The sequence below is a fragment of the Enterobacter sp. SST3 genome (genome assembly GCF_000286655.1).
In the GTDB taxonomy this organism is placed as follows: Bacteria; Pseudomonadota; Gammaproteobacteria; order Enterobacterales; family Enterobacteriaceae; genus Enterobacter; species Enterobacter roggenkampii.
The window spans coordinates 26,765-39,436 of the sequence record NZ_ALNS01000020.1 but is presented as its reverse complement, the minus strand read 5'-3'; the positions used below and the strand labels follow the sequence as shown (position 1 = coordinate 39,436).

Genomic DNA, 12,672 nt, shown 5'->3' with positions numbered 1-12,672 from the left:
GCGTAACCGTAACTGTATAATTCAGAAGGTCTCTACGGGCAGTACAAATCTAATATAACGATCACCAGGGAAAATTATGTTAATTATTTTTAGTGGGCTACCCGGCAGCGGTAAAAGCACCGTTGCAAAAATAGTTGCCCAAAGGCTGGGAGCGGTCTACCTGCGGGTTGATACCGTTGAGCAGGCCATTCGTTCAGTTTCTGAAACCGGTCAGAAAACGGGTCCGGAGGGCTATTTTGCCCTCTATGGTTTAGCGAGTGAAAATCTTAAGCTGGGCTCCACCGTTGTGACCGATTCCGTTAATGATATTAACCTTGTGCGAGATGCTTTCCGCAATATTGCTCTGTCGTTAAATGTCCCTTTCCTGGAAGTTGAAATTGTCTGCTCAGACGAAAAAGAACATCGTTATCGCGTAGAGAACAGAATATCTGATATCCCGGGACTCACGCCTCCTGACTGGGAAAGGGTAAAAAACCGTGAGTATGAACCCTGGGAGAGAGAACATCTCATATTGGACACCGCTGCGTTATCAGCGGCAGAGTGTGCAGATAAAATCCTGGAAATAGGGCATAAGATTGCGCTAAACCGATCTTAAACGATGGGCAAGCGCCTGCAATGGCTTAGTTACTTTGAGGATTCGCCTGAATTCAGCATAATTGGCTTCAGGAAATAAAAAGCTTCGTTTTTATCGACAACGTAAACCGCAGCGTAATCAGAAATCGAAACCGCGCACTGGAAGAATTAATTCTCAACATGAACATAGGGGCAACATCGAAAATGGGAAAGCGCAAGAGTGCTCTGGTTTATGTCCTGACCGTCATTATTTTTTTGCTTATTATCCCTGAGATCATTCTGCGTGTATGCACGTCCGAGCAACTTGGCCGTCTCAGCGACTTCACCAGTTTAGGTGGCTTGTTAAATCCACTATTATCCTTGCTCATCTTCCTGGCACTGTTGTCAATCATACTGGCCGTCATTGCTATTGCATTGGTTAAGCGAATTCTTCGTACGAGATGATTTGCTTTCGAGCGACTCATAGCACCCGCCAGCCGTTACCGCTATGAGTCCAAATCCGACAGCACAAAAAAATTATATTCACCCCAGCAATATTTCCCTCCCTCATCCGTCTACCTCATCACACGCCATAATCAGTTACTGCAAACGAGGTAAACACCATGAGAGATTTTGAACTGCACGGCAGAGGTCACGGGCGCGGATTCGGTCGCCACCGCATGGGCAAAGGTTTAATCATCGGTGCGGTGATTTTCATCGTGCTCGGCCTGCTGGTGATGTCCCTGTGGAACGCCTTGCTCCCGGCGATCCTGGGCGTGAAGGCCATCGGATTCTGGCAGGCGCTGGGCATTCTGGTGCTGAGCCGCATTCTGTTTGGCGGGCTGGGTTTCCGCCCCGGAATGTTTGGCGCGCACCGCCGGATGCACGAGCGCTGGATGAATATGACGCCCGAACAGCGTGAGGCGTTTATTCAGCAGCGCCGTGAAGGATTCGGTCGCCACGGACGCGGCCACTGCGGCTGGCACGGTCATCGTGACGATAAGCGCGATGAAGCCACGCCAAAAGCGCCGGAAGCAGAGTGAGCGAGATGAAAGCCGGGGAGGCAGGCGGATCCATGCTGATGTCGGCGCTCAATGCCTGTCGCGCCCGGCTGAAAGCCTTCATTCGCGGACGGACGTCCGTTCGCGATGATGCCGACGACATTTTGCAGGAAGTGACGTATCAGCTGATGAAAGTGGAGCAGCCGGTCGAAAACGTCGCCGCCTGGCTGTTCCGCGCGGCGCGTAACGAGATGACCGACCGGGCGCGCAAAAAGCGTGAGGTGTCGCTCTCCGGCTATTTTACGGGTGAAGACGACGAGGGTTTTCCGGAAGATGAGCTGGCCGAAACCCTGTTCGGCGTACCGCACACGCCGGAGGAGGAGTACCTCAAGACGCTGCTGTGGGAAGAGCTGGGCCAGGCGCTGTCTGAACTCTCGCCGCCGCAGCGGGAGGTATTTGAAAAGACCGAGCTCCACGGCTACAGCATTAAAATGCTGGCAGAGGAGACCGGCGCCAGCGAACAGGCGCTGTTATCCCGCAAGCACAAGGCGGTGCTGTTTCTGCGCACGCGGCTGCGGGACGTCTATGACGCGCTGACGGGCGTATAGCGGCGACAGACAAAACCTTACACTTCCGGCACTTGTAGATTCATCACTATCGTTTATGATCGGGGCGTCTTGTCACTCTGGAATGTTATGCGCAACCGTCAGCTCTTCGGAAAATGGCTTTTGATTATCACCTGTCTCGCGATGGCGCTTTGCCTCGTGCAGCGTGCGGTGATGCTCAACCATTTTTTACAGGGACTGGATCCGCAGATTTCGCTGAGTGCAGATGCCCCGGTTCAAACCAGCAACACTGAACAACCCGGCCCGTCGCCGTGTCAGCTGGGCGCACACTCGCTGCTTTGTGCCCAGCCGTTGTTCTTCGACGGTGCATTACCGGCCATTATTATCTTCTTCGCGCTGCTGCAGCTGTTTACGCAAGGGCGGGCACTGGCTCCCGCGGAACAGCCCGTTCAGGCACCGCCTCCCCGAATACACCTGAAAAACTGCGTTTTCCGTGAATGAAAAACATCGTCCTCACACGATAATTTTTCACTGTTCACGGAGTACAACATGGTTAACCTCTTCAGGGGATTCGTCTTCCTGTGGCTGTCCTGCATCGGCATTGTCCATGCGGCGGACACCGGCTGGCTGGTCTCCCCACAAAACGATCACGCCCGCATCCGCTTTCAGGCGGAGAGGGAACAAACGCATGTTAAAGGCCTGCTCACCGTCGAGCTAAAGCCCGGCTGGAAAACCTACTGGCGATCGCCGGGCGAGGGCGGCGTGGCGCCGAAAATCAGCTGGCCAGAAGGTGTAACGGACAGCTGGTCCTGGCCGGTACCGTCGCGTTTCGATATCTCCGGCATGACGACGCAGGGCTATCACGATAAGGTCACTATCCCGATCGTTCTCGACGGGGTGAAGAGCGACGCGCTCAATGGAACGCTCACGCTCTCCACCTGCAGCAACGTCTGCCTGCTGACGGACTACCCGCTGCATCTCGATTTTACCCAGCCGGTGGATGAGGGCTTCCGCAGCGCCTTCGAGCAAGCGATGCGCGCCGTGCCCGGCACGTCGGGCGTGTCTTCCAATCTGTCCGCCTGGCTTTCCGACGGCAATCTGGTGATTACCGGCACCACGGACGGGAAATGGGATAATCCGGGGATCTACTTTGACCCGCTGGAGGGTGACATTCTGCCCGGCGAGCCGGTTATTAAACATGACAGCACTGCGCTTCGGGTGACGGTGCCCGTGACCGACGAATGGGGCGATAAACCCGCCTCGCTGGCAGGCAAGAGGCTGTCGTTTGTGCTGACCAACGGCGATCGGGCGCAGCAAACCACCATGACCGTTGGGGCAACGCCCGAAGAGACCTCCGCACCGGACGGGACGGGAAAAATGGTGCTCTTTGCGCTATTAGGCGGGCTGATCCTCAACCTGATGCCCTGCGTGCTGCCGGTAATGGGCATGAAGCTTAACAGCATCCTGCAGGCGGGATCGGATAGGCGTGCCATCCGGCTGCGCTTTCTGGCCACCAGCGCCGGGATCCTCACCTCCTTTATGCTGCTGGCCGGGATGGTCACCGCGCTGAAGCTGGCCGGAGCGTCGCTGGGGTGGGGCATTCAGTTTCAGAACCCGTGGTTTATCGGCCTGATGGTTGCCGTGACCTTCCTGTTTGCGCTGAACCTGTTTGGGGCGTTTGAGATGCTGCTCCCTTCTGCCGCCGCCGGACGGCTGGCGACGGCAGGGGGATCGGGGATTGGCGGCAGCTTCTGCGAAGGGATGTTCGCCACGCTGCTGGCAACGCCGTGCTCCGCGCCGTTCCTCGGTACCGCGGTCGCCTTTGCCCTTGGCGCGCCGCTGCACGCCCTGTGGCTGATCTTCCTGATGCTCGGCGTGGGCATGAGCCTGCCGTGGCTGTTTGTCGCCCTGGTGCCGAAAACGGCCATGCTGCTGCCCAAACCCGGCCGCTGGATGAACACGCTCAGGGTCATCCTCGGCCTGATGATGCTGGCCTCCAGCCTCTGGCTGGCGACGCTGTTGAGCGTGCATCTGGGCGAGGCGGTCAGCCAAATCGTGATGCTGGCGCTGACTGCCGCTGCGCTGGTGCTGTTTGCGCTAAAGGGGCAAAAATCTTCGCCGCTGTTCTGGGTGGTGGTCATCGCGCTGTCGGCGTTCGGCGGGTATCAGGTGCGCGGTCTGCTTAACGCGCCGCCTGACGCTCCGGCACAAAGCGATGCGCAGACTATCCCGTGGCAGCCGCTCAGTGAAGAGGCTATCGAGAACGCGCTGGCGCAGGGGAAACGGGTGTTTGTGGATATCTCCGCGGACTGGTGCGTGACGTGCAAAGTTAACGAGCACCGCGTACTCATTCAGACGGACGTGATTGCCGCGCTGCGCCAGCCGGACGTGGTGGTCCTGCGCGGGGACTGGAGCCAGCCGTCCGCGTTTATCGCGGATTTTCTGGCGAAGCGAAACCGCTACGCCATTCCGTTTAACGCGGTGTATGGCCCCGGCCTGCCTGATGGCGAGATCCTCTCGCCGCTGCTGGACAAGCGCACCCTGGTCACCACCCTGAACAACGCAAAAGGCTAACTGTGTCATGAAAAAATTCCTTATTACGCTGCTGCTCCTGCTGGCCCCGCTTCAGGTATTCGCCGCGCAGCCGCTGACGCCGGACCAGGAGCAGCGCGCGCAGAAGATAATCGCTGATTTCCTGTTTAACGATCCAAACTCCCCGCGCATCGGCGCGAAAAACCCAAAGCTCACCCTGGTGGTGTTTACCGACTACAACTGCCCGTACTGTAAAAAATTCGATCCGTACCTGGAGAAGATTGTCGAAAAACATCCGGACGTGGCGGTGGTCTTTAAGTTTTTACCTTTCCGCTCGGAAAGTTCGCTGACCGCCGCACGAGACGCGCTAACCGTCTGGCGTGCGCATCCTGAGCAGTTTATGAAGCTGAACCACACCCTGATGGCGAAAAAGGGGTACCACGATGACGCCAGCATTCAGGAGGCGCAAAAGCGGGCGGGCGTGAGAGTGACGACGCCGGACGAGGAGAGTTTTCTGACGATCAGGCGCAGCCTCATTGTGGCGGAAAAAATGGGGATCCAGGGCACGCCCGCCACGCTTATCGGCGAGGGGCTGCTTCCCGGCTGGGTGCCGTTCGAACAATTCGACGAAATGGTCAGTGAAGCACTGAAAAACCGCTAACCTGAAGGGGGCGAAATGCCCCCGATAAACCGGAGAGGGAAATGAAAAAATTACTGTTACTTTCGGCGCTGGCGACGTCAGGGCTGGTACAGGCGGCTGAAGCCATACCGGATGTGGTGAAGCAGTTCAGCGAGCAGCAGCAGATCAACATCATCAAGAAGCTGGATGCGCCGGGCGGGGCGCCAGCCTGGCTGGGGCAGTATCAGGATATGGGCGTGACGCTCTTTCTCACGCCGGACGGCAAGCACGTGATCTCAGGTTATCTTTATGATGACAAAGGGAAGAACCTCAGCGAGGGCTACTTCCAGAAAGAGATCTACGCCCCGATGGGACGCGAGATGTGGAAGAACCTCAACGCGGCGCATCCCCTGAAGGAAGGGGCCGATAGCGCCCCGCGTAAGGTCTTTGTCTTTGCCGATCCGTTCTGTCCGTACTGCAAGCAGTTCTGGTCCGAGGCGCAGCCGTGGGTCAAGGCCGGTAAGGTTCAGCTCAATACGCTGCTGGTGGCGTTTCTCAACCCTAACAGCGGGCGCAACGCCGCCGCCATTCTGAATGCGAAAGATCCGGTTTCGGCCTGGCGCGAATACGAGCTTTCCGGCGGCAAAAAACTGCCCAAGCCTGAAGGCGAGGTTTCCCGCGAAACGGTTGCGATCCTACAGAAACATCAGGCGCTGATGGACAGCCTCGGCGCTAACGCCACGCCCGCAATTTACTATCTGAATGCGGAAAACGAGCTGCAGCAGGTGGTGGGGATGCCGGATGCGCAGCAGCTCGAGGCGATGTTCGGGCCGAAGCCGTAAAAAACAGGCAGAAACGGGCGTTTCTGCCTGATCGTGACTTAGCTACCCCAGCGTCCACGGAGATAGTTTACCGCCTGCTGCGTCTGCGGCTGGTTCAGGTAATCTTCACGGAACAGGATGGTGCCGTTGACGTTGGGCAGCGAATCGTTGAGATCGAGCTGCTTTTTCAGCTCCGGCACGCCGCCCTGAACCGTCCAATCCGGCTCTTTTTTCGACGGCTCGCCCACCTTGTAGAACGCAATGCCGATATACAGGCGAGTGTGGGTCGGCTTCACCACGTCGGCCCACCATCTGGTCAGCACGTCGTAGCGCGCGGCATCCCGGGAGAAGGGCCAGTAAATCTGCGGCGCGATGTAGTCCAGCAGGCCCTGCTGCACCCACTGACGCGTATCGGCGTAGGATTCATCATAGGCTGCGGCGCCGCGGGTGTCGGAGCCTGCCGGGTCAAAGGAGCGGTTGCGCCACACGCCCGCCGGGCTGACGCCAAACTCCACGTTGGGTTTTGTCTGCTTGATCGCGCGGGAGACCTGGACAATCAGCTGCTGCGTGTTGTGTCTTCGCCAGTCGGCTTTTGAGGCAAACCCCTGGCCGTACTGCCGCCAGCTCTGCGCGTCATTGAGCGCGGATCCCGGCGATTCGGCATAGAAGTAATCATCAAACTGCACGCCGTCTACCGGGTAGTTCGCCACCACTTCGGTGACCACTTTGGTTATCCAGTCGCGCACCTCCGGAATGCCCGGGTCTAGCACAAAGCGGTCACCCGAGATGCGGACCCATTCCGGATGCTGGACATAAACGCTGGACGGCGTCTGGTATGACGTCCGGTTCAGGGCGGCGATGGTGGACGGTTTGGTGTTGGTCGATACGCGATAGGGGTTAAACCAGGCATGGACCTTCAGGCCGCGCTTGTGCGCTTCATCGAGCATAAACTGCAGCGGATCGTATCCCGGATACTCACCGATGTTGCCGGTCAGCATATCTGACCACGGTAAAATTTTGGATGACCAGAGCGCCGTGCTGTCCGGCTTCACCTGGAAAAATACCGTGTTGATGCCGAGCTGCTTAAGGTTGTCGAGCTTTGCGATCAGCGCCTGCTTTTGCATCGCGATGCGCTGGTCCGCGCTGCGGCCATTCACCGAGGCTACCGGCGGCCAGTCAAGACGCGAGACGGTCGCCAGCCAGATCCCGCGCATCGGGGCGTTTGCCTGCGGCGTCGGTTTACTGACGGTGGGAAGAGGGGTAACCAGCGATTTGGGTGGTTTTGAGGAGCAGCTTACAAGTAAAAGCGCGCAGGCAGCCAGCGCACCAATCCGTTTTACGTGTCGCGTCATTTGCGTATTAGCTCTTGATAATCCTGCTGTTGGCCCAGGGATTAAAGGCGGGCGCCGCCTGCGCTGTATTTCCCTCATCGCTGAGAGAGTCCAGATACAGGGCTTCAACTTCCGCGCGCGCCCACGGGGTGCGGCGCAAAAATTTCAGGCTCGATTTAACGCTGGGGTCTTTTCTGAAACAGTTAATTTTGATGCGGTCACCCAACTCGCTCCAGCCATATTTCGCCACCAGGGCGTTGACCATCATCTCCAGCGTTACGCCATGCAAAGGATCTTTGGAAATATGTGCAGTCATAGGCGTCCGGATGTCTCGATTTTTAGGGGATTGGGGTAAACGCTGAAAGGGTACAAGAAAGCAGGGGAAGCGGCAATTTTCCTTTTCCCCTCGCTCACTTTATGACGGACTCCGTGCGCTGATTTTCGCCGACAATTTTTCCCGCGCTGTTTTCAATCGTAAACCGAATCGACACGTCGTCCTGGCCCACGGGCGTGGCCGTGACCGCTTTTACCATCGTTCCCGAGTCTGCTGCGATCGTCATCGTCGTCGTGCCTTTTGCCAGCACCTTATCGCGCTGGGTGATGCGCCAGCTCAGACGGCATTCGCGGCACGGTTTCCAGGTGTCGTTGATGGCCCACAGACGCACGGTCGCCGCCGCCCCGGATTGCCACTGCGCCGTGACGGGTTCAATGGACGGCAAAACAGGCTGGTAGGCGCGTTTTAAGGCGTAAAACCCGGCTTTAGGCTTACGCAGGTAGTCCACCACGCCCCAGTTGATGGAGGGCCAGGTTTCCACAAACATGAAGTGGAACAGGGCCGTCACCGGCTGGTAGCGCTGTCGACGGTAGCTCTCTGCCGCCGTGGCCACCAGCTGCGACTGGTACGCCTGAGTATTGCGGATCATCGCCTGAATGTTGTCCCCACGCGAAATACCGGCAAACTTAAAGGTCTGGAACGGCTGAAAATTATGGTATTTCCAGACGGTCCAGCCGGTATCGTCAGCGGCGGTCGTTTTGGGCCAGAGCGACGCCGCCGGGATGATGGTTTTTAGCGTCGACAAGCGGGGAAGCGCCTGCGCGCCGAACTCGGTGATGATCCCCGTTTTGGCCGGAGCAAGCAGGTCGCGTACGGTACCAAAGTACCAGCCCGCCCAGTAATGCTCCTCAACGGCGGAGAAGCGGTGCACGATGCGCGAGGTATCTTCGGCAAGCGTATCCGCCACCTTTTGCGTGAGCTCGCGATTCAGATCTTTATTCCAGTCCGGGAAGCGTTTTTCCATCCACGGCGAGTTCCACGGCGGTTCGTTATGCCCGCCCCAGACGATGATGGCGGGGGAATTGCCAAACTGTTCGATCATCTCCCGCGTCTGTCGAACCGCATTTTCCGTGAAAGCCGAACTGTTGTTGTAGCCCCACTGCAGCGGAACATCCTGCCAGATCATCATGCCCATCTCATCGGCCACGTCATACAACGCACGTCCGGCAACGTGTCCGTGCACGCGTATGGCGTTGGCGTTCATGGCTTCCACCAGACGAAGATCGCGACGGTATTTTTCTCGCGTCATGGTGCTGAGCCAGGGGGAACCGATGTAATTACTGCCCTTAATGAAAAGGCGTTTGTCGTTAATGAGCCAGCCCTTATTGTCGGGCTGCTCGACGATCTTGCGCAGCCCGGTGCGGGTGACCGCCGTATCCATCAGGCCGTTTTCATCCCGCAATGCCACGCGAATGGTATACAGGTGCGGTTTCCCCGTGCCGACGGGCCACCACAGTTTTGCCTTCGGCATGGGCAGCGTCACCTGCACGGAATGGGCGCCGCTTTCGAGGGTAACCGGAAAGTCAGCCTGATAGCGCCTGCCGCTGAAATTGGCGGGCGTGGCGGTGAGCCGCACGGTCGCCGGGCCCTGACCGAGCGCGCGATAGCGAATATCTGCTTTCAGCGCGGGGTGCATCAGACCCTGTGACCAGTCTGGTCGCAGGATGGTCTCATCAAGGGTAGCGCCCCGGCTGAGATGCAGCCTCACCGGCGCCCAGATGCCGCCCGAGTTGGCGTCCTGTCCTTGCGGCGACCAGGCCCCGCCGGGACGGGTGTCATGCTGGTTAAGTATCCCCTTCATGACCGTTTTATGCAGCGGCCAGACCTTAGTGGGATCTTCGTAAGGGCTGTCCACCCTGACCACCAGTCGGTTATGACGTTGTAACGCTTGACCGGCATCCAGCGAAAAGCGCTGAAAATAGCCCTCATGCTGGCCCAGCGGCTGGCCGTTCAGGGTGACCTCGGCCAGGTAATCGACGCCGTCAAACACCAGGGTGCTCATTACGTCGGGCGGCTGCACGGGCAGGGAAAACGCGTGCTTGTACCACAGCGCGCCCTGATGATCGTACCCGGCGCTGTACCAGTTGGCGGGGACCTGAAGCGGGCGCCAGCCTGATGCGGCAGGATGCGCGCTATCATTGGCGTCCTGAACCTGCCATTCTCCGGCCAGAGACCAGCTGACCGGCGCAGCGTTCGCCACCGTATGGGTGGTCAACAGGGCAACGAGCAGCGCGCAGTAGCGAGTTATCATGCGTTTACCCCGCGCGCGTTGAGCCACGCCATCAGGCGCAGCGATTCCTTTTGAAGCTGCTGGTTTAGCGCCGCAAGCTGTTGCCCTTCCAGCGTGTGCGCCTCGCTCTCCAGCGCCTGCAGCTGACGGGCGAGTCGCCCGAAATCCAGCGTGACGGCTTCTCCTCGCAGCTTGTGGGCGGCGCGGCGCAGCGCTTCACGATCGTCGCTGTCGATAGCCAGGGTGATGGCCTTCATGGCCTCCTCCAGCCCTTCGCCAAACAGGGCCAGCAGTTCCTGGACCAGAGCAGGGTCGTCAGCGCACTGCTTCAGCAGGCGTGCTTCATCCGGGAAGGCGGAAGGGTCATCGTGGCGCGGGAGCACGCGAGCAATCTCCTCAGCGAGACGCTCCTGGCTGATGGGTTTGGCAATGTAGCCGTCGAAACCCATCTGAAGACAGCGCTCTTTATCCCCCTGCATGGCGTGTGCCGTCATGGCGACGGTGGGCTGCGCCGGTCCGGGCCGGGCGCGTTCTTCTTCACGCAGCAGGCGAATGGCGGTTTCACCGTCCATCTCTGGCATCTGAAGATCGATCAGCAAAACGTCCCACACGCCCGCGCGCCAGCGTTCCAGCAGTGCAACGCCATTATCGACGATCTGACAGGTGTGCCCGAGCCGCTCAAGCAGGCGCGCGGCGACCTTCTGGTTGACCAGATTATCTTCCGCAAGCAGGATCCTGAGCCCGGCCGTGTCCGGCGCGACGGTGGGCGCGGGCGCGCTTTCACTCACCGTCTTTGGCGCACGTTCAAACGCCGCGGCAATCGCCTGATGCAATTCATTCTGGGCGATAGGTTTATGCAGGTAGTTCTGGATACCGATCCGCTTCAGCATATTGATATCAAAATGTCGGCTCATGGAGCTCAGCATGATGATATGGCTCTCAGCAACCTGCGGCAGCACCGAAAGTTCGAGAGCCAGCGACACGCCGTCCATATCCGGCATCTGCGCGTCCAGCAGGATCAGGGGCCATGCCGTTCCGGTTTTAACCCGGTTGATGGCCTCGCTGGCGTTATTAACGCAGGTGGGTTTCAGCCCCATCTGGCTAAGCATGGCGGCCAATAGCCGCAGGTTGGTCGCGTTATCGTCAACCACCAGCACGGGTTCCCCGTTAAAGCGATGGCTATGCCGGCGTTCCTCCGGGCCGGGCGCCTGGGTCGCAAGCGGTAGCACGAAGGAAAATTCGCTGCCTTTCCCCGGCTCGCTGGAGACCGTTAATTCGCCGCCCATCGCCGCGACCAGTCGCGCTGAGATGGTTAGCCCGAGCCCCGTACCGCCATAGCGTCGGGTGGTGGAGTTATCCGCCTGGCTGAAGGCTTCAAAAATGGCTTTCTGCTTATCTGCCGGTATGCCAATGCCGCTGTCGCACACCCGGAAACGCCAACGATCCGCGCTATCCGCGGGCTCAACAATCAGGATAACTTCCCCCTGATGGGTAAATTTCAGCGCGTTACCCAGCAGATTGGTCAGGATCTGGCGCAACCGCGCGCCGTCAACCAGCAGCACGTCGGGAACGTCGGGCGCAATATCGACCAGCAGCTCAATGCCTTTTTCGCTCGCCCCCGGCATGTGGGGGCGAATAAGCGACTGAATGAAGGGGCGGACCGGGACGGGCTCCGCCTCCAGCTCCACTTTGCCGGCTTCAATCCGGGAAAAGTCGAGAATGTCGTTGATGATATGCAGCAAAGACTGGGCAGAACTCATCACCAGCGTCAGGTAATCGCGCTGATCGGCACTGAGAGAGGTATCGAGGCACAGCTGGGTCATGCCAATAATGCCGTTCATGGGGGTGCGAATTTCATGGCTCATATTCGCCAGGAACGCGCTTTTTGCCTCATTGGCTTTTTGTGCCTCAATGGCCGAGGCGAACGCCTGAATTTCAGCCTCCTTGCGGCGCGTAATATCCTGCAGCGTGCCAATCACGCGCTCGGCGTTTCCCTCAATGGAGAGCGTGACCACCTGGCCGGAGAGCAGCATCCAGCGCAGACCTTCGGTAGGGTGATGCACGCGAATTTCACATTCAAAGACCGGACGATGATCCTGCTTCGACGCGTGCAGCGCCTTGCGTAGCGCAGCGCGATCGTTCTCGTGGACCTGATTGAGCAGAAAACGCACCGGATATCGCCACTGGGTGCGCGACTGGCCCAGCATGGCCAGCAGGGTATCGTTGACCTGGAGCGTGTCGCCAGACACCTGCCAGTCCCAGATCCCGATATGGATGGATTCCGCCGTCAGCAGAAAATCGTCATGCAGCTGATGACGCGCCCGCTGTGCTTCATCCAGCTCCGTGACGTCGCTGTGCAGGCTGACAATGCCGCCGTCCGCAAGGCGCTGGTGCTGGACGAAGATCCGCCGCTGGCCTGCCTGCCGCACTTCGCAGTGTTTATCCTGCCGACAGTTGCGCACGATCGACTCGCGCAGCGTCTGGCGAAGGCCAGGGTCGACGTTGTAAACGGCGTCGATAAAGCGTTCCGCCAGCGACTCCAGCGTTGTGCCCACCTTCAGCCACGGGGTAATGACCGGATAAAAAAGGGCCACGTTGTGATTCCAGGCCTGCAGGCGTTCCTCGGCGTCATAAATCATGACGGCGGCCGGCAGCGCGTTAAGATCGTACGTGAATGCGCTCATCG

11 protein-coding genes are annotated in these 12,672 nt (G+C 58.8%); 7 read left to right on the top strand and 4 right to left on the bottom strand.

Going from position 1 to position 12,672, the window contains the following annotated elements; all coding sequences use genetic code 11:
* Positions 1 to 76: 76 nt before the first annotated feature.
* The 7 genes from B498_RS09405 (at position 77) to dsbG (ending at position 6,112) form a co-directional block, all read left to right on the top strand.
* Positions 77 to 595, top strand: coding sequence for an AAA family ATPase (locus B498_RS09405; protein ID WP_008501689.1), 519 nt, complete (start codon positions 77 to 79; stop codon positions 593 to 595).
* Positions 596 to 1,175: 580 nt separating this feature from the next.
* Positions 1,176 to 1,595 (top strand): hypothetical protein, encoded by a 420-nt coding sequence (locus B498_RS09415; protein ID WP_008501687.1) that lies wholly within the window; start codon positions 1,176 to 1,178, stop codon positions 1,593 to 1,595.
* A gap of 5 nt (positions 1,596 to 1,600) precedes the next feature.
* Positions 1,601 to 2,161, top strand: coding sequence for an RNA polymerase sigma factor (locus tag B498_RS09420; protein ID WP_071530971.1), 561 nt, complete (start codon positions 1,601 to 1,603; stop codon positions 2,159 to 2,161).
* A gap of 87 nt (positions 2,162 to 2,248) precedes the next feature.
* Positions 2,249 to 2,620 carry a hypothetical protein gene (locus tag B498_RS09425; RefSeq protein WP_008501685.1) on the top strand — a complete coding sequence of 124 codons (372 nt, stop codon included), beginning with the start codon at positions 2,249 to 2,251 and terminating at the stop codon, positions 2,618 to 2,620.
* Between the two features lie 48 nt (positions 2,621 to 2,668).
* Positions 2,669 to 4,693: a protein-disulfide reductase DsbD family protein gene (locus B498_RS09430; protein ID WP_008501684.1), complete on the top strand. Its 2,025-nt coding sequence runs from the start codon at positions 2,669 to 2,671 to the stop codon at positions 4,691 to 4,693.
* Positions 4,694 to 4,700: 7 nt separating this feature from the next.
* Entirely contained in the window at positions 4,701 to 5,312 is a 612-nt protein-coding gene (locus tag B498_RS09435) for a DsbA family protein (RefSeq protein ID WP_008501683.1), read from the top strand.
* A gap of 41 nt (positions 5,313 to 5,353) precedes the next feature.
* Positions 5,354 to 6,112 (top strand): thiol:disulfide interchange protein DsbG, encoded by a 759-nt coding sequence (gene dsbG, locus B498_RS09440; protein ID WP_008501682.1) that lies wholly within the window; start codon positions 5,354 to 5,356, stop codon positions 6,110 to 6,112.
* A 38-nt stretch (positions 6,113 to 6,150) separates the two neighbouring features.
* On the opposite strand, the gene B498_RS09445 is transcribed toward dsbG, so the two are convergent.
* The 4 genes from B498_RS09445 to B498_RS09460 all read right to left on the bottom strand — a co-directional run bounded on the left by B498_RS09445 (position 6,151) and on the right by B498_RS09460 (position 12,670).
* Positions 6,151 to 7,443 (bottom strand): glycoside hydrolase family 10 protein, encoded by a 1,293-nt coding sequence (locus tag B498_RS09445; RefSeq protein WP_008501680.1) that lies wholly within the window; start codon positions 7,441 to 7,443, stop codon positions 6,151 to 6,153.
* Positions 7,444 to 7,450: 7 nt separating this feature from the next.
* Positions 7,451 to 7,738: a VF530 family DNA-binding protein gene (locus B498_RS09450; protein ID WP_008501679.1), complete on the bottom strand. Its 288-nt coding sequence runs from the start codon at positions 7,736 to 7,738 to the stop codon at positions 7,451 to 7,453.
* 94 nt (positions 7,739 to 7,832) lie between these two features.
* A complete protein-coding gene (locus B498_RS09455) occupies positions 7,833 to 10,007 on the bottom strand; it encodes a glycoside hydrolase family 2 protein (protein WP_008501678.1) in 2,175 nt (724 codons plus the stop codon).
* Positions 10,004 to 12,670, bottom strand: coding sequence for a response regulator (locus B498_RS09460; protein WP_008501677.1), 2,667 nt, complete (start codon positions 12,668 to 12,670; stop codon positions 10,004 to 10,006). Before B498_RS09460 ends, B498_RS09455 begins: the two co-directional genes overlap by 4 nt.
* Between the last annotated feature and the right edge of the window lie 2 nt (positions 12,671 to 12,672).